At 74.2% G+C, this 22,245-nt stretch carries 19 protein-coding genes; 8 read left to right on the top strand and 11 right to left on the bottom strand.

Annotation, left to right across the window (positions count from 1 at the left end):
• Window positions 1-424: 424 nt before the first annotated feature.
• A complete protein-coding gene (locus tag QWJ13_RS23290) occupies window positions 425-808 on the top strand; it encodes a cold-shock protein (RefSeq protein ID WP_030289703.1) in 384 nt (127 codons plus the stop codon).
• 7 nt (window positions 809-815) lie between these two features.
• On the opposite strand, the gene QWJ13_RS23285 is transcribed toward QWJ13_RS23290, so the two are convergent.
• From QWJ13_RS23285 to QWJ13_RS23270, 4 genes are all read right to left on the bottom strand, one after another.
• Window positions 816-1,667: a 1,4-dihydroxy-6-naphtoate synthase gene (locus QWJ13_RS23285; protein ID WP_316526834.1), complete on the bottom strand. Its 852-nt coding sequence runs from the start codon at window positions 1,665-1,667 to the stop codon at window positions 816-818.
• Window positions 1,660-2,436, bottom strand: a complete 777-nt coding sequence (locus QWJ13_RS23280; RefSeq protein ID WP_316526833.1) for a futalosine hydrolase — start codon at window positions 2,434-2,436, stop codon at window positions 1,660-1,662. The genes QWJ13_RS23285 and QWJ13_RS23280 overlap by 8 nt, the downstream gene beginning before the upstream one ends.
• 10 nt (window positions 2,437-2,446) lie before the next feature.
• A complete protein-coding gene (locus tag QWJ13_RS23275; RefSeq protein ID WP_316526832.1) occupies window positions 2,447-2,989 on the bottom strand; it encodes a hypothetical protein in 543 nt (180 codons plus the stop codon).
• Window positions 2,990-3,061: 72 nt separating this feature from the next.
• Entirely contained in the window at window positions 3,062-4,429 is a 1,368-nt protein-coding gene (locus QWJ13_RS23270) for an MFS transporter (RefSeq protein ID WP_432277602.1), read from the bottom strand.
• 632 nt (window positions 4,430-5,061) lie between these two features.
• Between QWJ13_RS23270 and QWJ13_RS23265 the strand changes: the two genes are divergently transcribed.
• Window positions 5,062-5,943 carry a DUF3027 domain-containing protein gene (locus QWJ13_RS23265; protein WP_316527374.1) on the top strand — a complete coding sequence of 294 codons (882 nt, stop codon included), beginning with the start codon at window positions 5,062-5,064 and terminating at the stop codon, window positions 5,941-5,943.
• Between the two features lie 222 nt (window positions 5,944-6,165).
• A complete protein-coding gene (locus QWJ13_RS23260; RefSeq protein ID WP_316526831.1) occupies window positions 6,166-9,462 on the top strand; it encodes a sacsin N-terminal ATP-binding-like domain-containing protein in 3,297 nt (1,098 codons plus the stop codon).
• Here the strand turns inward: QWJ13_RS23260 and QWJ13_RS23255 are convergent.
• The 3 genes from QWJ13_RS23255 to QWJ13_RS23245 are packed head-to-tail and all read right to left on the bottom strand — an operon-like array spanning window position 9,426 to window position 12,582.
• Window positions 9,426-9,689, bottom strand: coding sequence for a hypothetical protein (locus tag QWJ13_RS23255; protein WP_316526830.1), 264 nt, complete (start codon window positions 9,687-9,689; stop codon window positions 9,426-9,428). The genes QWJ13_RS23260 and QWJ13_RS23255 overlap by 37 nt on opposite strands.
• Window positions 9,690-9,749: 60 nt before the next feature.
• Window positions 9,750-12,206, bottom strand: a complete 2,457-nt coding sequence (locus QWJ13_RS23250; protein ID WP_316526829.1) for an HAD-IC family P-type ATPase — start codon at window positions 12,204-12,206, stop codon at window positions 9,750-9,752.
• Between the two features lie 52 nt (window positions 12,207-12,258).
• Complete coding sequence (locus QWJ13_RS23245; protein ID WP_316526828.1) at window positions 12,259-12,582, bottom strand: DUF2530 domain-containing protein; 324 nt, start codon at window positions 12,580-12,582, stop codon at window positions 12,259-12,261.
• A 176-nt stretch (window positions 12,583-12,758) separates the two neighbouring features.
• Between QWJ13_RS23245 and QWJ13_RS23240 the strand changes: the two genes are divergently transcribed.
• On the top strand, window positions 12,759-14,213 hold the full coding sequence (locus QWJ13_RS23240; RefSeq protein ID WP_316526826.1) for an NCS2 family permease: 1,455 nt from the start codon (window positions 12,759-12,761) through the stop codon (window positions 14,211-14,213).
• A 76-nt stretch (window positions 14,214-14,289) separates the two neighbouring features.
• Here QWJ13_RS23240 and QWJ13_RS23235 read toward each other — a convergent pair whose 3' ends face one another.
• Window positions 14,290-14,739, bottom strand: coding sequence for a VOC family protein (locus QWJ13_RS23235; RefSeq protein ID WP_316526825.1), 450 nt, complete (start codon window positions 14,737-14,739; stop codon window positions 14,290-14,292).
• Between the two features lie 131 nt (window positions 14,740-14,870).
• On the opposite strand from QWJ13_RS23235, the gene QWJ13_RS23230 reads away from it, so the two are divergent.
• Together QWJ13_RS23230 and QWJ13_RS23225 are read left to right on the top strand one after the other, a co-directional pair.
• The gene (locus QWJ13_RS23230) at window positions 14,871-15,794 is read left to right on the top strand and encodes a DUF4231 domain-containing protein (protein ID WP_316526824.1); all 924 of its coding nucleotides are present in this window, start codon (window positions 14,871-14,873) and stop codon (window positions 15,792-15,794) included.
• Window positions 15,795-15,996: 202 nt separating this feature from the next.
• Entirely contained in the window at window positions 15,997-17,709 is a 1,713-nt protein-coding gene (locus tag QWJ13_RS23225; protein WP_316526823.1) for an enoyl-CoA hydratase-related protein, read from the top strand.
• A 92-nt stretch (window positions 17,710-17,801) separates the two neighbouring features.
• Here QWJ13_RS23225 and QWJ13_RS23220 read toward each other — a convergent pair whose 3' ends face one another.
• Together QWJ13_RS23220 and QWJ13_RS23215 are read right to left on the bottom strand one after the other, a co-directional pair.
• A complete protein-coding gene (locus QWJ13_RS23220) occupies window positions 17,802-18,677 on the bottom strand; it encodes an MHYT domain-containing protein (protein WP_316526822.1) in 876 nt (291 codons plus the stop codon).
• A 311-nt stretch (window positions 18,678-18,988) separates the two neighbouring features.
• The gene (locus tag QWJ13_RS23215; RefSeq protein WP_316526821.1) at window positions 18,989-19,426 is read right to left on the bottom strand and encodes a VOC family protein; all 438 of its coding nucleotides are present in this window, start codon (window positions 19,424-19,426) and stop codon (window positions 18,989-18,991) included.
• 120 nt (window positions 19,427-19,546) lie between these two features.
• On the opposite strand from QWJ13_RS23215, the gene QWJ13_RS23210 reads away from it, so the two are divergent.
• Entirely contained in the window at window positions 19,547-19,981 is a 435-nt protein-coding gene (locus QWJ13_RS23210; protein WP_316526820.1) for a MarR family winged helix-turn-helix transcriptional regulator, read from the top strand.
• A gap of 374 nt (window positions 19,982-20,355) precedes the next feature.
• Window positions 20,356-21,645 (top strand): MFS transporter, encoded by a 1,290-nt coding sequence (locus QWJ13_RS23205; RefSeq protein ID WP_316527373.1) that lies wholly within the window; start codon window positions 20,356-20,358, stop codon window positions 21,643-21,645.
• Window positions 21,646-21,694: 49 nt separating this feature from the next.
• On the opposite strand, the gene QWJ13_RS23200 is transcribed toward QWJ13_RS23205, so the two are convergent.
• Entirely contained in the window at window positions 21,695-22,213 is a 519-nt protein-coding gene (locus QWJ13_RS23200; protein ID WP_316526819.1) for a GNAT family N-acetyltransferase, read from the bottom strand.
• Between the last annotated feature and the right edge of the window lie 32 nt (window positions 22,214-22,245).

Genomic DNA, 22,245 nt, shown 5'->3' with positions numbered 1-22,245 from the left:
AGCGCCCGCCGGGCCCGCCCACCGGAGCGAGCCGGTCACGTTGCGCAGTTTCCCGGCAGCTGAACGTTTTGATCCCTGCTGGGCGGGGGTATGCACGGGGTGCCGAGGGGCGCTACAGGTGCGTCCCGTGTCCGCAGACCCGGGGGTGTGAGCCGATGGACAGCGTGGAGCCGCGTCCTGGCCGTGCCAGTTCCGGGTTGCCCGTGACCGCGAGATCCCGCGTTCGCCGTCGCCCCGATCGGGCCTCGCAGCGCGTACCCCTCGCGGAACGCGGATGAGGCAGTGACGGACCGTTAGTCTGCTCCTGACAGCGTGCTGACCATGAGCGCCCACGGGCGCCGAGCCGAGGTCGGCCGCCTTCTTTCCACCCAGTGATCCCCGGCCAGGGCCGGGATCCCTCACACCCATTCGAGGACTGTTCGAGATGCCCACCGGCCAGGTCAAGTGGTTCAACGAGACGAAGGGCTTCGGCTTCCTGTCGCGCGACGACGGCGGCGACGTCTTCGTCCACACCAAGGCGCTGCCCGCCGGTGTCACCGTGCTGAAGCCGGGCCAGCGGGTCGAGTTCGGCGTGGTCGCCGGCCACCGCGGGGACCAGGCGATGGCCGTGCAGCTGCTGGACGCGCTGCCCTCGGTGGCCGCCGCCCAGCGCCGCAGCGCCGACGACATGGCGCCGATCGTCCAGGACCTGATCACCACGCTGGACGCGGTGCTGCCCGGTCTCCAGCGCGGGCGCTACCCGGCCAAGCCGACCGGCCAGAAGCTGGCCGGCCTGCTGCGCGCGGTGGCCGACCAGTTCGACGTCTGACCAGGCGCTAGAACGCGAGCGCACCCGGGTCGAGCGGGGGCACTAGCCCCTCCGCGGCGGCCCGGGTGAGCAGCGCGCGGACGGCCGCGTAGCCCTCCTCGCCGAGGTCCTCGGTGAACTCGGTGACGTACAGCCCGATGTGCTGCTCGGCCACGTCCAGGTCCATCTCCTGGGCGTGCGCCAGCACGTAGTCACGGCTGGCCGCCGGGTCCGCCCAGGCCTGCCGCACGGAGGCGCGCACGGCGTCGGTGAGCTCCCGCAGCCGCTCGGCGCCGAGCGAGCGCTTGGCGACGATCGCGCCCAGCGGGATCGGCAGGCCGGTCTCCTGCTCCCAGGCCTCGCCCATGTCGGCCAGGCTGTGCAGGCCGTACTGCCCGTACGTGAAGCGGGCCTCGTGGATCACCAGGCCGGCGTCCACCCGGCCGTCCCGGACGGCGGGCATGATCTCGTGGAACGGCAGGACGACGATCTCGCCGAAGCCGCCCGGCACCGCCCGTGCCGCCCAGAGCCGGAACAGCAGGTACGCGGTGGAGCGCTCGGAGGGCACCGCGACGGTCTTCCCGGCCAGGTCGGCGGGGGAGGCCACGCCCGGCAGGGTGAGCACCAGCGGGCCGCAGCCGCGGCCCAGCGCGCCGCCGCAGGGCAGCAGGGTGTACTCGTCCAGGACCCAGGGCAGCGCGCCGTAGCTGATCTTCAGCACGTCCAGCTCGCCGCGCTCGGCCAGGCCGTTGGTGACGTCGATGTCGGCGAAGGTCACCTCGGGGGCGTCCGCGCCGGGCACCAGGCCGTGCGCCCAGGCGTGGAAGACGAAGGTGTCGTTCGGGCAGGGCGAGTACGCGATGCTCAGCCGTTCAGCCACGGCCGGCCTCCTCGATCGTTCGTGGGCGGGCAGCCAGTTCGTGGACGGGCAGCGCGGCGAAGGCTCGCTCCAGCGCGGCCAGCGCCTCGCCGATCCGCCAGGCGGACCGGTCGCGCGGGCCCACCGGGTTGGACACGGTGCGCAGTTCGAGGGCCGGCACCCCGTACCGGACGGCGGCCTCGGCCACCCCGAAGCCCTCCATCGCCTCGGCGACGGCGCCCGGGTGGCGGGTGGTCAGCTCGGCGGCCCGTCCGGCGCTGCCGGTGACGGTGGAGACGGTCAGCACCGGGCCGACCGCGAGGTCCGGGCCGGCCAGCGCCCGCGCGGCCAGCGCGACGACGTCCGCCGGAGGGGTGTGCCGGACGGTGCCGAAGCCCAGCTCGGTGACGTCGGCGAAGCCCTCGGGGGTCTCGGCGCCGAGGTCCGCGGCCACGATCGCGTCGGCCAGCACGGTGGCGCCGACCGGGGCGAGCGGGGTGAAGCCGCCGGCGATCCCGGCCGAGACGGCCAGGGCGTACGGATGGGCCGCCAGCGCGGTGGCGGCGGCGGCAGCGGCGGCGGCCGGGCCGACGCCGGCGGCCAGCACGTCCACCGGCACCCGCTCGGCCCGGTGCAGGGTGCCGCCGGGCAGCGGCAGCCCGACGGACCCGCCGGGCAGGCCGCGCAGCACCGCCGCGGCCTCGGCCTCCACCGCGACGACGACGAGCAGCCGGGCCCGCGCGGGGCCCGACTGCTCGCCTCGGCCGTCGGTGACGGCGTGCGCGGTCATCGCGGGACCGTCAGCCGTTGTCCTTGCTGTCCTTGCTGTTCAGCTGGAAGTACCAGACGGCGATCGGGGCCTCCGCGTTCGGGTCGCCCTCGACCACGGTGACCACGGTCTTGCCGCTGGAGTTCAGCAGCTTGCCGGCGGCCTGGGCGCCGGACCAGGTCTGGCCCTTGGAGGCCGAGAACAGGCTGTAGCGGCCGCCCTGCTGGGCGGAACCGCCGTTGGTGAAGGCCCACCAGCCCGTGTCGCCCACGTTCGGCGAGACGCCGACGCCGACCCGGTCGCTGCCCGCGACGTCCGAGGAGGGCAGCGTGCCCTCCTTCAGCGCCGTGGTCGCGTCGGTCTGGCATTTCTCCTGCTGGTCGTCGGTGAGCGGGCTGCCGCCGTTCCAGCACAGCGGGTCCGCGACGATCGAGGAGTTGCCGACCGTGAGGGTGGCACGGTGGGAGTTGTGCTCGGTCTGACCGGCGGCGATGGCGACGGAGGTGCCCACCGTGGCGGCGCCGACCACGACGACGGCGCCGAGGGCGGCGATGGCACGGGCATTGAGGCTCATGCGTCAGAATCTACCGGGCCTGGCCGATCACGCGACGCGGGGGTCGGCCGCCGCGTGTTGTCCGGCGGCCGGTCAGGCGACCCGGGCCGCCGCCGGGTGCCGCCGCAGGCCCACCCGGAAGAGCGAGCGCAGCGTCCACAGCAGCATCAGGGCCACCACCGCGGCGGCGATCGACAGGCCCAGCTTGCCGTTCAGCGGCAGCAGGATGCCGACCGCGCCACCCGCCACCCAGGACAGCTGCATCAGGGTCTCCGAACGGGCGAACGCCGAGGTCCGCACCGCCTCCGGGACGTCCCGCTGGATCAGCGCGTCCAGCGCCAGCTTGGCCAGCGAGGCCGCCATCCCGGCCGCCAGGGCGACCAGAACCACCGTCACCACGCCGTACCAGAGCGCCGCCGCGGCCGTCGCACAGGTCGCCAGCAGCAGCATCGCGGCGACCGTCGCCTCCGGCCCCCGGGTGCGCAGCCAGGAGCCGAGCACCGACCCCAGCGCGTTGCCCGTCCCGGCCGCCAGCGCCACCAGGCCCAGCGCCGCCGTCGGCTCCAGCCCGCCGACCGGCTCCTCGCGCAGCAGGAAGGCCAGGAACATCACCAGGAAGCCGACCAGCCACTTCATCGCCGACATCGCCCGCAGCGCCAGGACCACCGACGGCCCGACCGCCCGCAGCGGGGCCTTCACCGGCGGCGGCCGGTGGATCAGATGGGAGCCCTCGATCAGGTGCGGGCCCTCGCCGGGCACCTCGGCGTGCAGGACGGCGCGCTGCTCGCCCTTGGCCGAGTCCACCGCGGGCGGCAGGTGGAACGCCATCAGGGTGCCGATCACGAACACCAGGAAGGCGCCGCGCAGCGGCCAGCCCGGCCCGAGCAGGTGCAGCAGCCCGCCCACCCCGGCCGCCACACCGGTGGCCAGCAGCCCGGCCAGGGTGACCCGGGAATTCGCCTTCACCAGGGACAGCCGGCTCGGCAGCAGCCGGGGCACCACCACGCTGCGCACCACGCCGTACGCCTTGGACGCCACCAGTACGCCGAGCGCCTCCGGGTAGAGCGCGATGCCGCCGCCGGCGATCACCCCGGCCATCGTCCAGGCCAGCACCGCCCGGGCCAGCATCGCCATCGCCATGGCCGCCCGGCGGCCGTGCGGCAGGCGATCCAGCAGCGGGCCGACCACCGGGGCCAGGACGGCGAACGGGGCCATTGTGATCAGCAGGTAGAGCGCGACCCGGCCGCGGGCCTCGCCGGTGGGCACCGAGAAGAAGATGGTGGAGGCCAGCGCGACGGTGATCAGCATGTCGCCGAAGGAGTTGAGCGCGTGCAGCTCGATCAGTTTCGCCAGGCCGGACTCACCCGCGCCCTCGGCGGAGGTGGCCCGGCGGATCCGGCGGCCGGTGCCGTGCACCACCTTGCCGGTGCGGGAGCCGGCGGCGGAGGCGGTGCGGACCAGGAAGTGGCGGCGCGGCTCGGGGGCCTCGGGCCCGTCCTCCTCGCCCTGCGGGTCCAGCGCGTACTCGGCGTCCTTCGCGTGCTCCTCGTGCTCCTCGTGTTCCTCGTGTTCCTCGTGCTCCTCGTGTTCCTCGTGTTCCTCGTGCTCCTCGTGTTCCTCGTGCTCCGAGTACGGCGGCGCGGCCTCGGGCAGGTCCACGGAAGCGTCGTCCGCCGGCGGCGGTTCGTCCGCGCCGGGGACCGGAGGCTGCTGTCGCGGCACGGCGTCCGCCTGGTCGGGGCCGCCGGCCTGCGAGGCGCGCAGTGCGTGCTGCGACGGGTCGTGGTCCGCCACAAGCCCATCCTGCCCCAGAAACGGCGAGCCGACGCGGGATCGGACTCCGCTCGGCGCGGCCCCGGGAACAGGCCGTGTCCGCCCCGGACTGTGCCGGGGCACCGAGCGGCGGGTAGCCTGCCCAAGGTCGACCCGCCGGGGCGCCGGGGCACCGGCAGGCCGGTCGAGCGGCGCGGCCGGTACCCGAGGGGGCTCCCGGTCGCGCAGAATGGACGAGGGACTATCAAGCCGCGACGGAACAGGCAACACGCCGTGGGCGACAGAAGAACTGGGAGAGAATCGACGCCGTGAGCGCTGCGATGCGAAGCCGTACCCCCGACCGGCTCTGTGCCGAGGCCGTCGAACTCGCCCGTCAGGCAGCCGAGGAGGCCGTCGGAGCGGAGGCCGTCGGTCCGCACCTCGGTGTCCAGGCGGACGCCGACCGCGTCGTCACCCACACCTTCGAATGCCTGGACGCGGCCTACCGCGGCTGGCACTGGGCGGTCACCGTCGCCCGTGCGCCGCGCGCCAAGAACGTCACCCTGGACGAGGTCGTGCTGCTGCCCGGCGCCGACGCGATCCTCGCCCCGCAGTGGGTGCCGTGGAGCGAGCGGCTGCGCCCCGGCGACATGGGCCCCGGCGACCTGCTGCCCACCGGCGCCGACGACCTGCGGCTGGAGCCCGGCTGGACCGGCGAGGACGAGCCCGCGCCCAACTCCGCGGTCGCCCTGGCGGACGACGAGGACCTGGTCGTCACCGACCCGCACGTCCAGCCCGCCCCGGCCCGCGCCCGGATCGACGCCGTCGCCGAGGAACTGGGCCTCGGCCGCAGCCGGGTGCTCTCCCGGCTCGGCCTGCACCTGGCCGCCGAGCGCTGGGAGAAGGCCCACGGCGCCCAGACCGCGATGGCGCAGGCCGCCCCGGCCTCCTGCGCGAGCTGCGGCTTCCTGGTGCCGATCGGCGGCTCGCTCGGCCAGGCCTTCGGCGTGTGCGGCAACGAGTTCGGCCCGGCCGACGGCCAGATCGTCTCCTTCGCTTACGGCTGCGGCGGGCACTCCGAGGCGGCCGTCATCCCGGCTCCGCCGGCGCCGTCCGAGCTGATCCTGGACGAGCTGGTGGTCGAGCCGCTCCCGCTGCACCCCGACCGCGGCTCCGGCTCCGTCGAACCCGACGCCCCCGCCGAGGAGCTCGGCCACTCCTGAGCCGCACGCCCGCACGGCCCGCCCGGTGACCACCGGCGCGGGCCGTCGCCGTTCCAGGGGCAGGGGCCCCACCGGAGGCCCGGCCCGGTCCCCGCCCGGCTCCTACCGGAGGCCCACCCTGCCCCCCCGCCCGGCCCCCGTCGGGGCCGGTGGTCGGGAGCAGTCAGTGGGGCAGGGAAGAATGCCTTACGACGAACAGGGCGGCGGAAGGCGGCAGGTCCAGTGGAACCTCGGATCATCGGCAGCGGCACGGACGAGCACCTCGCGGACCCCTTCGGGACCGTCGCGCTGCGGCGGCGGGTGCTGGACGCCTGGGCCGCCTCGCCGGCCCGGTTCCGGGAGGACGCCAACGCCGAGGAGGAGCTGGCGCTCGGCGGCTACCGGGACCGCCTGGTGGTCGAGCTGGCGCAGAACGCGGCCGACGCCGCGGTCCGGGCCGGCCACGGCGCCGGCCGGCTGCGGCTGACCCTCGCCGACGGCGTGCTCGCCGCCGCCAACACCGGCGCCCCGCTGGACGCGGCCGCCGTCGAGTCGCTGTCCACCCTGCGCGCCTCCTCCAAGCGCGGCGAGGCGCCCGCGGTCGGCCGCTTCGGTGTCGGGTTCGCCGCCGTCCTCGCCGTCACCGACGAGCCCGCGGTGCTGAGCGCGGCCGGCGGGGTGTGCTGGTCGCTCGGCGAGGCCCGGGCGCTGGCCGGGGCCCAGCCCGAGCTGGCCGACGAGCTGCGCCGCCGGGACGGCCACGTGCCGCTGCTGCGGCTGCCGTTCGCGGCCGAGGGCCCGGCGCCCGAGGGCTACGACACGGTGGTCGTGCTGCCGCTGCGGGACGCCGCCGCCGAGGACCTGACCCGCCGTCTGCTGGCCGGGATCGACGACGCGCTGCTGCTCACCCTGCCCGGCCTGCGCGAGGTCGTGGTGGAGACCCCGGACGGCGTCCGGACGCTCACCCGGGCCGCCGCCGAGACCCGTCCGGACGGCGTCACCGAGGTCACCGTCACCGACGACGCGGGCGGGCGGCCGCGGCAGACGCTCTGGCAGACCGCCGGCGCCTCCGGCACGCTCGCCGCCGACCTGCTCGCCGACCGGCCCACCGAGGAGCGCGCCCGCCCGTACTGGACGGTGACCTGGGCCGTTCCGGTCGGCCCGGACGGCACCCCGCAGCGGCCCGCCATCGCCTCCGTGCTGCACGCGCCCACCCCCAGTGACGAGCCGGTCGGCCTGCCCGCGCTGCTGATCGCCTCCTACCCGCTGGACTCCACCCGCCGGCACGTCGCCCCCGGCCCGCTGGCCGACTTCCTCACCGAGCGCGCCGCCGACAGCTACGCCGACCTGCTGCGCGCCCGCGGCGCCGACCTCGGCTCGCTCGGCCTGGTGCCCGCCCCGCTCGGCCAGGGCGCGCTGGACAACGCGCTGCGCGCCGCGGTGCTCTCCCGGCTGCCCGGCACGCCGTTCCTGCCGCACCCGACGCCGGTCGAGGAGGGCACGCCCGCGCTGCGGCCCCGGGACGCGACGCTGCTGGAGGGCGCGGACGGCTCGGTGGTCGAGGCGCTCTCGCCGATCTTCCCCGGGCTGCTGCCGGCCGGCCTGGAGCGCCGCACCGAGCTGCGGGTGCTGGACGTGCGCCGGGTGCCGCTGGCCGAGGTGGTGGACCAGCTCGGCGGTCTGGACCGCGAGCCCGCCTGGTGGCGCAACCTGTACGCGGCGCTCGGCGCGGCCGATCCGGAGTCGCTCGGCGCGCTGCCCGTGCCGCTGGCCGACGGGCGGACGGTCACCGGGCCGCGGCGGGTGCTGCTGCCCTCCGAGGACGCCGACTGGGCGGCCTTCCCGGGCTATCCCGAGTCGCTCGCGGGCGCGCTCGCCGCGCTCGACCTGCGCCTGGCCCACCCCGAGGCGGCCCACCCGCTGCTGGCCAAGCTCGGCGCCGGTACCGCCACCCCGGCCGGGGTGCTGGACACCCCCGAGGTGCGGGCCGCCGTCGCCCGCTCGTACGAGCTGGCCGAGGACGACCTGGACGCGGCGCTCGAACTCGCCGACGCCGTCCTGGCGCTGGTGAAGGCGGCCGGCGTGGAGGCCGGCGCGCGCCCGTGGCTGGCCCGGCTGGCGCTGCTCGACGACGAGGGCGAGCCCGCCCGCGCCGGCGAACTCGTCCTGCCCGGCAGCCCGTTCGCCGCGCTCGCCCGCGAGGAGGACGCCGGCTGGGTGGACGACGAGCTGCTGGAGCGCTGGGGTTCCGAGGTGCTCGCCGCGGTCGGCGTGCTGGCGGACTTCGTGCTGGTGCGGGCCGAGGACGTGGTGCTCGACCCGGACGACCTGGAGCGGCTCGACCCGACCGTCCCCGCCGACCGCGCGGCCGGCGGCCACCCCACCGGCCTGCTGGACGAGGCGCCGGACGGGCTCGCCGAGTGGGCCGAGGACGCGCTGGAGGCCCTCCAGGCCGACGAGGCGGTCGGGGTGCCGCCGGTGGCCGCCGAGCTGCTGGCGGTGCGCGACCTCGACCTGGTGGACGACGACGCCTGGCCGCAGGCGCTCGCCGCGCTGGCCCGCCCGCCGTACCGGGACGCCGTGGTCGACCCGGTGCGCACCCTGCTGCCGGACGGCTCGTACGCCGACCTTCCGCCGTACACCGCCTGGTGGCTACGCGACCACCCGGTGCTGGACGGCCGCGAGCCCGCCGGCCTGCGCGCCGCCGGGGCCGATCCACTGCTGCGCGGCCTGTACGACGAGGCCCGCACCACCCTGGACGACCAGTTCCTGCACGCGCTCGGGGTGCGCACGACGCTGGCCGCGCTGCTCGCCGAGCCGCACGGGCCGGACGAGGTGCTGGACCGGATGACCGACCCGGCCGCCGAGGTGGGCCACCGCCAGCTGCACGGCATCCACACCGCGCTGGCCCGGGTGGACCGGGAGCGGATCGATCCGCTGGACGTGGTGCGGGCGCTGCCGCCGCTGGACCCGGAGACCGGCCGCCGGCCGGACCACACGGTGGTGGTGGACGCGACCGAGGCGGTGGTCGCGGACGCCCCCGACCTGGTCCAGCTGCTGCACCCGTACCCCCTGCTGCCGGTCGCCCCGGCGCTGGCCGCCGACCTCGCCGAGCGGCTGCACGTGTCGCTGGCCAGCGAGGTGGCGGGCGGCCGGGTGCTCTCCGAGGGCGTGCTGCACCGGGTCCCGGCCGTGGTGCGGGAGCTGCTGCCCGGCTGCCCGGTCGCCTACGAGGAGCACGAGGACCTGCTGGTCGTCGGGCCGGACGGCGGCGAGGCGGCGGTGGACTGGCGCTGGGACATCGGGGCGCAGACCCCGGAGCCGCCGTACGACCCGGAGCTGGCCGAGGCCGGCGACGAGGACGACGAGTTCGAGGTCCCGCCGGTGCCCGGACTGCTGCACGCGGCCACCCCGGAGGGCCTCGCGGCCGGGCTGGCCTGGTCGGTCGGGCAGTGGCACCGCCGCTTCGAGGTGCTGGCCGCGCTCAGCGAGCCGGACCGCGCCTACGAGCTGTCGGCCGCCCGCGACTTCGAGGGCTGAGCCCGCCCCGCGGGCCCGTCACCGGAGCGGGCCCGCAGCCGCCGGTAGACGGTGGTGGTGGCGGTCAGCCAGACCACGCCGAGCGTCACCAGCGCGGCGCTGCGCAGCGCCGGCGCCGGTCGGACGGCCACCCCGACCCCCGCCATCGCCAGGGCGACCAGCCCGGCCGCCAGCAGCCCGCCCAAGAAGGCGATGAACGCCTCCAACTCCCCGCCCCTGCGCCCCATCCGGCACCCCCTCCGGGGGCCATCATCGGGTGTGCGCGGGGGCTTGTCACCTGTCTCCGGTCACTCCATGCCGCGGCGCTTCATGACGCGCCAGACCACCTCCAGGGCGAGGCCGCAGGCCACCGCGATGGCGACGCCGGTCAGCGGGTCGCGGAAGCCGACCAGGGAGAGGTCGAAGAACGTCTTCAGCGGCGGGACCAGCAGGACCAGCGCGAAGGCGCCGCCCATCGTGCCGATCAGCAGCAGTCGCCACCAGTTGTACGGGCGGGCGACGATGGCGAGGACCCAGATGGCGATCAGGAAGAGCGTCAGGGTGGCCACGCTGGTGTCGGCCTTGAGGTCGGTCGCGTGGTCGGTGCGGGCGAGCGTGTAGGCGACGAAGGTGCCGGTGCCGGCGATCGCGCCGCCGGGGACGGCGATCCGCAGCACCCGCTTCACGAAGCCGCTGCGGGCCCGCTCGTTGTTGGGCGCCAGGGCCAGGAAGAAGGCCGGGATGCCGATGGTCAGCGAGGACAGCACGGTGGAGTGCCGGGGCAGGAACGGGTACGGCGAGTGGGTGAAGATCACCAGCAGCGCCAGCAGGACCGAGTAGACGGTCTTCACCAGGAAGAGCGAAGCGACCCGCTCGATGTTGCCGATCACCCGGCGGCCCTCGGCCACCACCGACGGCAGCGAGGCGAAGGAGTCGTTCAGCAGCACGATCTGGGCCACCGCCTTGGTGGCGTCCGAGCCGGTGCCCATCGCCACGCCGATGTCGGCGTCCTTGAGCGCGAGGACGTCGTTGACGCCGTCGCCGGTCATCGCCACGGTGTGGCCGCGGGACTGGAGCGCCCCGACCAGCTGGCGCTTCTGCTGCGGGGTGACCCGGCCGAAGACGCTGGTCCGGTCGGCGGTCTCGGCGAGCTCCTCCGGGTCGGTGGGCAGGGTGCGGGCGTCCAGCGGGTGGTCGGCGCCGGGCAGGCCCAGGTGGCCGGCCACCGCGCCGACGGAGACCGCCGAGTCGCCGGAGATGACCTTGGCCCGGACCCGCTGGCCCTCGAAGTAGCGCAGCGTCTCGGCGGCGTCCGAGCGCAGCCGCTGCTGGAGCACCACCAGGGCGAGCGGGGTGAGGTCGGCCGCCGGGTCGGGGGCGTCCAGCGGGACGGGGGTGCGGCCGAGCAGCAGCACCCGCAGGCCTCGGGCGCCCAGCTCGTCCACCTCGGCGAGCGCCGGGTGCCCGGCGGGCAGCAGCACGTCGGGCGCGCCGAGCAGCCAGCTGGCCTCGCCGCCCTGCGGCTCCAGCAGCTGCACGCCGCTCCACTTGCGGGCGGAGGAGAAGGGCATCGCCTCGATCATCCGCCAGCCGTCGCGGCCCGAGGAGTCGGCGTCGCCGCGCCCGTACGCGTCGATGACGGCCTGCATGGACGGGTTGGGGCGGGCGTCGGCGCCGGCCATCACGGCCAGCGCGCGCTTGATGGTGTCCTTGTCGACGGCGGCGGGCTCCCCGTTCGAGAGCACCCGCAGGTCGATCACGTCCATGCCGCCCTCGGTGAGGGTGCCGGTCTTGTCCAGGCAGACGGTGTCCACCCGGGCCAGGCCCTCGATCGCCGGGAGCTCCTGGACCAGGCACTGCTTGCGGCCGAGCCGGACCACGCCGATGGCGAAGGCGACCGAGGTCAGCAGCACCAGTCCCTCGGGGACCATCGGCACGATGCCGGCCACCATGCGCCGTACGGCTTCCTTCCAGTCCCGGCCCTCGACGGCCAGCTGGCTGATGATCAGGCCGAGGGCGGTGGGGATCAGCAGGTAGGTGATGAACCGCAGGATGTTGTCGATGCCGGTGCGCAGCTCCGACTTCACCAGGGTGAACTTGCTGGCCTCCTCGGCGAGCTGGGCCGCGTAGGCCGCTCGGCCGACCTTGGTGGCGGTGAACGCGCCGGCGCCGGCCACCACGAAGCTGCCGGACATCACCGGGTCGCCGGGGTGCTTGAGCACCGGGTCGGGCTCGCCGGTGAGCAGCGACTCGTCGATCTCCAGGCCGTCCGCCTCGGTGACCTCGCCGTCCACGATCACCTTGTCGCCGATGCCGAGCAGCACGGTGTCGTCGAGGACGATCTCGGAGACGCCGATCTGCTGGGCGGCACCGTCCCGGCGGACCTGCGGGCGGGCCTCGCCGATCAGGGCCAGGCTGTCCAGGGTCTTCTTGGCGCGCAGCTCCTGGATGATGCCGATCGCCGTGTTGGCGACGATGACCAGGCCGAACAGGCCGTCCTGGATCGGACCGACGATCAGGATGATGCCGAACATCACGCCGATGATGGCGTTGAAGCGGGTGAAGACGTTGGCCCGGACGATCTCCTTGGTGGATCGGCTGGACCGTAGCGGGACGTCGTTGACCTGCCCCTTCGCCACCCGCTCGGCCACTTCGGCGGCGGTCAGGCCGCCGCGTCGGCCGGGCAGCAGGCCGAGCGGGTGCGCTCCGTCCGGGTGGTCTGGGTCGGTCGGCCGCTCTTCCGCTGGCTGGGCAGGCTGCGTCATGGCACCGACTCTACGGGTGCCTTATGTCCGATGCGTGCTACTAAAGGACTATTCAGTCCGACCGGGTGGCCGGGTCCTGGCCATCGCCTTCGGCCCTGCGTTCGGTCGTGCCCCCGGCGGCCTCGGCCGCTTCGGCGGCGCGGCTGCGGGCGATCGCGTCCCGGCGGGCGCGGCAGTACCAGACGCCGAGCAGGCCGAGCAGGCCGCCGGAGAGGCAGATCCAGGGCCAGGTGCCGTGACCGTGGTCCGAGAGGGTGCCCTGGAAGGGGAGCAGGGCGACGAAGGCGACGAACCACAGCACCGTGCCGCCGCCGACGATGGCGACGTCGTTGGCCTCCAGCGGAGGGGGCGAGGGGTGCAACGGCGTCTTGGGCATGGGCCCTAGCGTACGGTGCGGTGGGGCGCTCGCGGAGGCGTCGCGACCCCCTGTGGGCTCTACGCGCGAAGATAGCGCGTGTGCGACCGGGAAACCATACTTAAAGATCGGCGCCCGGCCACCGTCGTCCCGGGCGTTTACTCCCTCTCCTCAGCTCCCCCACAGAGGACGCACGCATGCCTGTGGTCCAGCCGACCACCGAGTCGCCCGAACCCGCCGCGCCGCAGCCCCCCACGAGCGCGGTCGACCGTTTCTTCCGGATCAGCGAGCGAGGGTCCACCCTGTCGCGCGAGATCCGCGGTGGTGTCGCCACGTTCTTCACCATGGCGTACATCCTGGTGCTGAACCCGATCATCCTGGGCAGCGGTACGGACATCACCGGCGCCCACCTGAACAGCGCCCAGCTGGTCACCGCCACCGCCCTCACCGGCGGTCTCACCACCCTGCTGATGGGGGTGATCGGCAACGTCCCGATCGGCCTGGCGGCCGGGCTCGGCGTCAACACGATCGTGGCGCTCCAGCTCGCCCCCAAGATGACCTGGCCGGACGCCATGGGCATGGTCGTGCTGGCCGGCTTCGCGATCATGCTGCTGGTCGCCACCGGTCTGCGCGAGCGGGTCATGAGCGCGGTTCCGCTCGGCCTGCGCAAGGCCATCGCGATCGGTATCGGTCTGTTCATCAGCCTGGTCGGCCTGGTCGACTCCGGCTTCGTCAGCCGCATCCCGGACGCCGCCCACACCACCGTCCCGCTCCAGCTCGGCGGCAACGGGCACCTGCTCGGCTTCCCGGTGCTGATCTTCGTGATCGGCCTGGTGCTCACCCTGATCCTGCTGATCCGCAAGGTGCCCGGCGCCATCCTGATCAGCATCGCGGCCACCACCGCGCTCGCCGCGATCATCGACAAGGTCGCCGACATCCCGGCGCTCAAGTGGGGCCTGACCGTCCCGTCCTGGCCGGGCAACCCGGTCTCGGCGCCGGACTTCGGCCTGGTGGGCAAGGTCAGCCTGTTCGGCGGCTTCGAGAAGGTCGGCGTGCTGACCGGCGTGCTGTTCGTCTTCACCGTGCTGATGTCGTGCTTCTTCGACGCGATGGGCACCATCCTCGGCGTGGCCGACGAGGCCCACCTGTTGGACGAGAAGGGCGACCTGCCCGGCATCAACAAGGTGCTGATGGTCGACGGCATCGCCACCGCGGCCGGCGGCGCCACCTCCTCCTCCGCCAACACCTGCTTCGTCGAGTCCACCGCCGGCGTCGGCGAGGGCGCCCGGACGGGCTTCGCCTCGATCGTCACCGGTGCGCTCTTCCTGGTGTCGCTCTTCCTCACCCCCCTCGCCACCATGGTCCCGGCCCAGGCCGCGACCCCGGCGCTGATCACCGTCGGTTTCCTGATCCTGGCCAACTCGATCAAGGAGATCGACTGGGCCGACTACACGATCGCGGTCCCGGCCTTCCTGACCATCGTGCTGATGCCGTTCACCTACAGCATCACCAACGGCATCGGCATGGGCTTCGTCGCCTTCTGCATCCTGCGCGTCGCCGCCGGCCGCGGCCGCGAGGTCCCCGTCCCGATGTACGCGGTGGCCACGGTCTTCGCCTTCTACTACCTGATGCCGGCCTTCGGCCTGCTCTGACGCTCACCGCGCCCCACGGCCCCGCCCTCCCGGCTCCGGGAGGGCGGGGCTTCGGCGTCTTCGGGGCGGGGGCGCGTCAGTGGACGCAGAAGTCGTTCTGCTCGGGGTCCCGCATGACCGTCCAGGCGCCGCCGGGCTCGTCGACGTGGCGGACGAGGGTGGCGCCGAGGGTCTGGAGGCGGGCGACGGTGGCGGCGCGCTCGCCGGGGCCGGGGTGGACGTCGAGGTGGAAGCGGTTCTTGCCCTGCTTGGGCTCGGGGACGGCCTGGAACAGGACGCGGCGGCCGAGGCCGGTGTCGGAGGCCGGGTCGTACGGGTCCTCGGGGTGGCGGATGGCGGCCAGGGTGCGCCAGGCCGGGTGGCCGTCCACTTCGGTGAGGGCCTCCGGGCCGACCGCGCCGGCGGCGAGCAGCCGGGTGATCAGCGCGCCGTGGTCCTCCAGCGTGTACTCCAGGGCGGCGGCCCAGAAGGCGGCCTGGCGGTGCGGGTCGGCGCAGTCGATGACGAGCTTCCAGTGCAGCGGCATGTAACCGGTTATATCGGTTACTGATTTTCCGGGCAACGCGGGGCCCGCCGGAAGTTGTCAAAAAGGCGTCTGTGTAGGCCAGTTGGCGGTGGGAATACTGGCTGGACGGAGTAGGGGGAGGGGGCTCGGTCATGGTGCAACAGGATCCGCCGGGGGGCGTCGAGGCGCAGCTGCTGCCGGAGCTGTTCCGGACGACGGACAAGGCCTCGCTGGACGGCCAGCGCGAGACGCTGCGCTGGTACCGCGGGCTGATCGCGATGCTGGTGGTCGCCGCCGTGATCGGGTCGTTCCCCGGCCCGGACACCAAGGGCGACTCCGACATCTGGCCGCTGTTCTCGGTGGCGGCCTTCCTGGTGGCCGGCTACTTCTGGTCCCGGCTGAGACGTGGCAACCCGCAGGGTCGCTGGTACCAGGCGCGGGCGGCGGCCGAGTCGGTCAAGACGCTGGCCTGGAAGTACACCGTCCGGGCCCGGCCGTTCGACGGCGAGGCCGAGTCCCCGGACGTCGACAACGGCTACCTGCTCCAGGTCGAGGACGTCCTGCGGGCCTTCGAGGACCCGGAGATCGTGCCGCCCGGCAGCGTCGCCGAGATCACCCCGGAGATGCGCCGGCAGCGGGCCGAGGGCCTGGCCGCGCGGCGCACCCTCTATCTGCGCACCCGGGTCGAGGGCCAGCGCACCTGGTACCGCTCCCGGGCCGAGGCCTGCGACTCGCAGGCGGTCTCCTGGGGGCTCGGCGTCGCGGTGCTGATCATCGTCGGTGCCGCGGCGGCCATCGCCCAGGCCACCGGCGCGCTGTCGGTGCACCTCTTCGGCGCCACGTCGGCCGCGGCGGCGGCGATCATCGCCTGGACGCAGCTCAAGCAGCTCGGCCCGCTGGCCGCCGCCTACCAGTTGGCCGCGCGCGAGCTGGAGAACGTCGGCAACCAGCTGTCCGACCTGGACCTCAAGGCGCCGGACGCCGAGGCGCGTTGGGCCCGGCTGGCGGCGGAGGCGGAGGACGCGGTTTCCCGCGAGCACACCACCTGGCGGGCCCGTCGGGCGTTCCCGCGCTGACCGGGCGTTCCCCGCGCCGGCTACCACAAGTGCCAACGCGGGGGAGGGGGTTGGGGAGATCCCGCGAAGCACGGGCCACGGCGGGGCCACAGTGTGCGGGGTACGTGAGAGTAGGGCGCCGGAGCACGGAACGTGATCATTACGTGTTCATGCCCTGGTTTCATCGCCTGCGCGCGACCCCAGTTCCCGCCGGAGGCCCTCCTTGCGCATTCTCCTGATCGCCAGCGCGTTCAACAGCCTGACCCAGCGCGTCCACACCGAGCTGCGCGAGCGCGGCCACCAGGTCGCCGTCCAACTCGCCCTCGGTGACGAGCAGATGAGAGCGGCGGTGGTCCGCACCGACCCCGAGCTGGTCATCTGCCCGATGCTCACCAAGGCCGTCCCCCGGGACATCTGGTCCACCCGGACGGTCCTGATCGTGCACCCGGGGCCCAAGGGCGACCGCGGCCCCTCCTCGCTGGACTGGGCGATCACCGAGGGGGCGGAGCACTGGGGCGTCACCGTGCTGCAAGCCGTTGAGGAGATGGACGCCGGTGACATCTGGGCGTCCGTCGAATTCCCCGTACCCGCTTGCGGCAAGAGCGAGTTGTACCGCGGTGAGGCCGCCGACGCCGCCGTGGCGGCCGTCCTGCTGGCCGTCCAGCGCTACGAGGGCGGGCTGTTCACCCCCGAACCGCTGGACTACACCCGGCCGGACGTGCCCGGCCGGCCGCGGCCGCCGCTGCGCCAGGAGGCCCGCCGGATCGACTGGGAGCGGGACGAAACCGCCACCGTGCTACGCAAGTTGCGCGCCGCAGACTCCCAACCCGGCGTGCTGGACGAGCTGTTCGGGCGGGAGTTCTTCCTGCACGGCGGCCACCCCGAGGACGAGCTGCGCGGCCCGGTGCCCGGCGCCGTGCTGGCCACCCGGGACGGCGCGATCTGCCGGGCCACCGTGGACGGCGCGGTGTGGATACCCCAGCTGCGCCCGCGCCGCACCCCCGGCGGGCCGGCCACCTTCAAGCTGCCGGCCGCGACGGTGCTCGCCGACGAGCTGTACCGGGTCCGCGAGGTGCCGGTGAGCCCGGAGCGGGCGGCCGACCGCGCCACCTGGTCGGAGCTGCGCTACCGCGAGGAGGGCGACGTCGGCTTCCTCGAATTCGCCTACCAGGGCGGGGCGATGAGCACCGAGCAGTGCCGCCGGCTGCTCGCCGCCTACCGGGAGGCGGCCGAGCGGCCGACCTCGGTGCTGGTGCTGGGCGCGCCCCGGGACTTCTTCTCCAACGGGATCCAGCTCAACGTCATCCAGGGCGCGGCCTTCCCGGCGCTGGAGTCCTGGGAGAACATCAACGCGATGGACGACTTCGTCGAGGCGGTGCTGACCACGACGGACAAGGTGACGGTGGCGGCCCTGGCCGGGAACGCGGCGGCCGGCGGGCTGATGGCGGCGCTCGCCGCCGACGAGGTGTGGTGCCGGGAGTCGGCGGTGCTCAACCCGCACTACCGGCTGATGGGCCTGTACGGCTCCGAGTACTGGACGTACACCCTGCCCGGCCGGGTCGGTGCCGAGCAGGCCGAGCGGCTGACCACCGAGGCGCTGCCGGTGGGCGCCGACCACGCCCGCCGGATCGGCCTGGTGGACCGTACGGTCGGCGGGGACGCGGAGGCCTTCCGCCGCTGGGTGGCCCGCGAGGCGGCCCGGCTCGCCGGCTCGCCGGAGCTCACCGGGCGGCTGGTCGACAAGAAGCACCGCCGGGCGCTCGACGAGGAGGCCAAGCCGCTCGCCGAGTACCGGGCGGAGGAACTGCGCCGGATGCACGCCAACTTCTACCGGGCGGGCGAGCCGTACCACGGGCTGCGGCGGGACTTCGTGCACAAGGTCTGCCCGGTGGCCACCCCGGAGCACCTGGCGGGGCTGCTCGGGCGGCCCGAGTAGCCACCGGGCGGAGGAGGCCGAGGAGCGGCGGCCGGCCGGGGTGGGGGGCCCGGCCGGACGCACGTTTCGGGCACCCGTTCCCGTACCCGGTCTCAGCCCCGGGCACCCGTCCCACCCGCCGGCAGCCGCGACTGCGGCGCGACCGGCGCGACCGGCGCGACCGGCGCGACCGGCGCCACCGGCGGGCCGGGCGGGGTGCGTGGGGGCAGCGGGGCGGCCGGACCGGCCAGCAGGGGCCGGGCGTTGTGGCGGCTCGGCGAGACCGCGAAGGCCAGCGAGCCGAAGAAGACGTAGCAGCCGAGCCCGACCCCGAGCGGGAAGACGAACTGGAGCGCCATCACCCCGCCCCAGGCGGAGTGCGAGAAGTCCACGTCGACGGAGAGCGCCGCCATCCCGGTGTAGTGCATCGCGCAGACCGCCACGCCCATCACCGGCGCCGCCGCCAGCACGGCGAGCGTGCCCCGGATGTTCAGCGCGGCCCAGAGCGCGGCGGTGGCCGCGACCACGGCGATGGCCACCGAGGCCGCCACGGTCAGCCGGTCGTAGCCGAGCCGGCCGGGCAGGACCATCGCGGCCATGCCCAGGTAGTGCATGGCGGCGACCCCGAGGCCGGTGGTCAGCCCGCCGACCAGCAGCGCCAGGACGGGGTGGCGCCGCCAGTACCCGACGGTGCAGAACCCGACGCCGACCACCGCGATGGCGACCAGCAGGCTGAGGACGGTCAGCCAGGGCCGGTAGGTGATCTCCAGGCCGGTCACGGAGAAGCCGAGCATCGCGATGAAGTGCATGGACCAGATCCCGGCCCCGAGCGAGGTCGAGGCGAACAGCAGCCAGACGGCCCGGGTGCGGCCCTGCGAGACGAGGGCCCAGCGGGCGCTGCGCAGGGCGACGAAGGCTCCGAGGCAGGCGACGAAGTACGAGGCCGCCGGCGTCACCCAGCCGTGGTCGGCATGGTGGATCTCACCCAAGAATGCTCCCTGGTCAGGGGGTTGAGGGCACCAGGGATCGCGGGCGCGATCGGCCGGGGGAAGGCGGGCGCTTGCGGTGCCCCTGACAATTGGGGACAGTAGCCACCGCCCGGCGATCGCACAATGTTCGCATTTTTGGTGAACTCGCAGGTCAGGATGGACCTTTACGCGGCCTGCATGATCTTGGCACCGAGCCCTGACATCGCCTGCGCACGGCCTCCAGGCCTCGGATGGGCGCCGGATGGGCTCCGGACGGGCCTCGGGCGGCGTCGGACGGGCCTCGGGCGGCTTCGCCCGGCCTCGCCCGGCGGTCACTCCAGCGGCGCTAGGCCGAACGGGTGACCGGCCGGGTCGATCAGCACCCGCAGCGTGCGTCCGTGCTGGTAGGCGGGCTCGGTGGCGCCCAGCGCGAGGGCCTTCGCGGTGGCTTCTTCCAGGTCGTCGACGTAGAAGTCGAGGTGGAAGTGCTTGCTGCCGTCCGGCTCCGTCCACGGCTGCGGCCGGTACCCGACCACCTTCCCGAAGCCCAGCGGGCTGCCGCCCTCGGGGTTGTCCAGGATCGCGAAGTTCTCGTCCGTGTGTCGGGTCTCCCACCCCAGCAGCTCGCCGTAGAACGAGGCCAGCGCGATCGGGTCGGCGCAGTCGATGGTGACCATGGCGAGCCGGCCGAAGCCGGTGTCGCCGGACTCGGACTGCGCGGGTTGCCGCTGTTCGGGCGGTGCGGACTGCTCGGTGGCGAGGTCGGACATGGCTGGTCGGCCCTTCTGGGATGTCGAGAGCTGGGCCCATCACCAATATGGCACCGGGGCGATCCCGGGGCACGGCGGATCCCATTTTCCTTAGCGAGAGTAATGACGTAAGCTAAAGAGATGCCCGAGATGTCCGAGCAGGACCTCGCAGCGATCAGTCAGCTGCGATCGTCCACGATGCGCCTCTCCCGACGACTCAAACACCAGCGGGTGGAGGAGTCGTTGAGTCCCACCGAGATGGGAGTGCTGGGCACCCTCGCCCGGTGCGGGAAGGCGACGCCGGGTGAGCTCGCCCGGAAGGAGCACGTGCAGCCTCCTTCGATGACCAGGATCGTCGCGATGCTGGAGGAGAAGGGGCTGGTGCGGCGCGAACCGCACCCCGAGGACCGCCGCCAGGTGGTCGTCAGCAGCACCGAACAGGCGGAGACGATCCTCGACGAGAGTCGTCGGCGCCGGAACGTCTGGCTCGCCGAGCTCGCCCAGGGGCTCGACGAGGAGGAGTGGGCCGTCCTCAGGGAGGCCGCGCCCGTGCTCTACAAGCTCGCACACCTCTGACGGCGTGTCTGACGCGCCGTAGGCATACCGACCCCGGCCGGCCGCCGGGAGGACAAGGAGCCCGCATCACCGCAGGACCGACCACCGACACCAGGAGCGCGGCGGCCACCACCGTGGCCGTCGCGCCGCGAGGGGAGACCACCGTGACACCGCCGGCCGCAGCCAGCGCCGCCGCCATCCGTACCGACGACCCGACCGCCGACCCCGCCGCGGCCAGTGCCACGGCCGCCGACACCCAGGCCCCCGCCCCCGCGGGACTGCCCGGCAACGGCGACGACGACCCCGACGAACGCACCGCGGCGCACTCCGCCGCTCAGCGCCGCACCCACGCGGCCGCGTCCCCGACCGGTGCCCGCTTCACCCGGCCCGGGGGGATGTTCTCCTCACTGCGCGTTCGCAACTACCGCTACTACTTCGCCGGCCAGGTGGTGTCCAACACCGGTACCTGGATGCAGCGGATCGCCCAGGACTGGCTGGTGCTCAGCCTCACCGGCAGCCCGCTCGCGGTCGGCATCACCACCGCCATGCAGTTCCTGCCGATGCTGCTGCTCGGCCTGTTCGGCGGCGTGCTCGCCGACCGGATGCCCAAGCGCCGGCTGCTGATCTACACCCAGGGCGCGATGGGCCTGCTGGCCGCCGGCCTCGCGGTGCTGACCGTCGGTGGCGTGGTGACGCCGTACTACGTGTACTTCTTCGCGCTGCTGCTCGGCCTGGTCACCGTGGTGGACAACCCGACCCGGCAGGCCTTCGTGGCCGAGATGGTCGGGCCCAAGGACCTCGCCAACGCCGTCAGCCTGAACGCCGCCAACTTCCAGACCGCCCGGCTGGTCGGCCCCGCCGTCGCGGGCCTGCTGATCGCCGCGGTCGGCAGCGGCTGGGCGTTCGCCGTCAACGCGCTGTCCTTCGCCGCCGTGATCGGCGGGCTGCTCGCGATGCGGGAGAGCGAACTGCGCCCGACCGCGCCGATCGCTCGTCAGAAGGGGCAGCTGCGCGAGGGCCTGCGGTACGTCAGGGAGCGGCCCGAGCTGCTCTGGCCGATGGTGCTCGCCGGGTTCATCGGCACCTTCGGGTTCAACTTCCCGACGCTGCTCTCCGGTTTCGCGTACGACACCTTCAAGGTGGGCGCCGGCCAGTACGGCCTGCTGAACACCGCGATGGCGATCGGCTCGCTGACCGGCGCGCTGCTCGCCGCCCGCCGGGGCGTGCCGCGGCTGCGCCGGCTGGTCGGCGCGGCGCTGGCCTTCGGCTCGCTGGAGGTGGTCGCCGCGTTCGCGCCCGACTACTGGACCTTCGCGCTGCTGCTGATGCTGATCGGGGTCTTCGGGCTGAGCTTCAACACCTCGGTCAACGCCTCGCTCCAGCTGGCCACCGACCCCGAGATGCGCGGCCGGGTGATGGGCCTGCTGGTGCTGGTCTTCACCGGCGGGACGCCGATCGGCGCCCCGATCGTCGGCTGGGTGACCGCCTCGTACGGGCCCCGGCTGGGCCTGCTGGCCTGCGGGCTGGTGTCCGCGGCGGCGGCCGGCGTGGTCGGCCTGGTGCTGGCCCGCAGTGCGGACCTCCGGGTGCGCTTCGACCTGCACCCGGGCCGCGGCGGCCGGGTGGTGGCCTTCGTGCCGCGGGCCGGTGTGCCGCGCACGTCGGAGCTGGCGGCGGCCTGCTGATGTCTCGTCAGGCCTCCGGTGGCATGGTGCCCCGGAGGCCTGTGGTGGTTCAGAGGCGGATCTCCAGCACCTGGCCGGGCCAGACGCCGTGCGGCTGGTCGACCTCGAACGCCACGGTCTCGGTGAAGCCGAGCGCCCGGTACCGGCCGACCAGCTTGCGGTCGGCGCCGCCGTAGCAGTCCACCCGCAGCAGGCCGATGCCGCGCCGGCGGGCCTCCTCGACCGCGTCGGCGATCAGCGCGGCGCCGATGCCGGAGCCCTTGCGGTCGCGGTCGGTGACCAGGTTGCGGACGTACAGCTCACGCTCGCCCACGGCGGGGATCCACCGGCCGCGGTCCTCGGAGAGCACGCAGCAGCCGACCGTACGGCCGTCCTCGTCCACCGCGAGGCGGATCAGGAACGGCTCGTCGGCGTACGAGGAGACCTGGTCGACCCGGGCCCGGTTGGTGCTGAACGGCTGGTCGCCCCACTGGCCGGTGCGGCCCTGGGCGGCCAGCCAGGCCACGGCGCCGTCGAGCAGGGACAGGATGTCGGGGACGTCCGCGGGTCCCCCGTTGCGGATCTTCATGGAAAACCGTTCTACCCCAGCGGGCCGGGCGC

Origin of the sequence: Kitasatospora brasiliensis, from assembly GCF_032654805.1 — a bacterium.
GTDB classification, from domain to species: domain Bacteria; phylum Actinomycetota; class Actinomycetes; order Streptomycetales; family Streptomycetaceae; genus Kitasatospora; species Kitasatospora brasiliensis.
Note: the sequence above shows the minus strand (reverse complement) of the source record. Positions and strands in the feature narration are given on the sequence as shown.

Coding starts and splice junctions, on each gene's coding strand:
- QWJ13_RS23280 (WP_316526833.1), bottom strand. CDS start 2,436: ATGACCGCGCACGCCGTCACCGACGGCCGAGGCGAGCAGTCGGGCCCC.
- QWJ13_RS23205 (WP_316527373.1), top strand. CDS start 20,356: ATGTTCTCCTCACTGCGCGTTCGCAACTACCGCTACTACTTCGCCGGC.
- QWJ13_RS23290 (WP_030289703.1), top strand. CDS start 425: ATGCCCACCGGCCAGGTCAAGTGGTTCAACGAGACGAAGGGCTTCGGC.
- QWJ13_RS23255 (WP_316526830.1), bottom strand. CDS start 9,689: ATGGGGCGCAGGGGCGGGGAGTTGGAGGCGTTCATCGCCTTCTTGGGC.
- QWJ13_RS23200 (WP_316526819.1), bottom strand. CDS start 22,213: ATGAAGATCCGCAACGGGGGACCCGCGGACGTCCCCGACATCCTGTCC.
- QWJ13_RS23265 (WP_316527374.1), top strand. CDS start 5,062: ATGCGAAGCCGTACCCCCGACCGGCTCTGTGCCGAGGCCGTCGAACTC.
- QWJ13_RS23230 (WP_316526824.1), top strand. CDS start 14,871: ATGGTGCAACAGGATCCGCCGGGGGGCGTCGAGGCGCAGCTGCTGCCG.
- QWJ13_RS23250 (WP_316526829.1), bottom strand. CDS start 12,206: ATGACGCAGCCTGCCCAGCCAGCGGAAGAGCGGCCGACCGACCCAGAC.
- QWJ13_RS23215 (WP_316526821.1), bottom strand. CDS start 19,426: ATGTCCGACCTCGCCACCGAGCAGTCCGCACCGCCCGAACAGCGGCAA.
- QWJ13_RS23245 (WP_316526828.1), bottom strand. CDS start 12,582: ATGCCCAAGACGCCGTTGCACCCCTCGCCCCCTCCGCTGGAGGCCAAC.
- QWJ13_RS23235 (WP_316526825.1), bottom strand. CDS start 14,739: ATGCCGCTGCACTGGAAGCTCGTCATCGACTGCGCCGACCCGCACCGC.
- QWJ13_RS23275 (WP_316526832.1), bottom strand. CDS start 2,989: ATGAGCCTCAATGCCCGTGCCATCGCCGCCCTCGGCGCCGTCGTCGTG.
- QWJ13_RS23240 (WP_316526826.1), top strand. CDS start 12,759: ATGCCTGTGGTCCAGCCGACCACCGAGTCGCCCGAACCCGCCGCGCCG.
- QWJ13_RS23210 (WP_316526820.1), top strand. CDS start 19,547: ATGCCCGAGATGTCCGAGCAGGACCTCGCAGCGATCAGTCAGCTGCGA.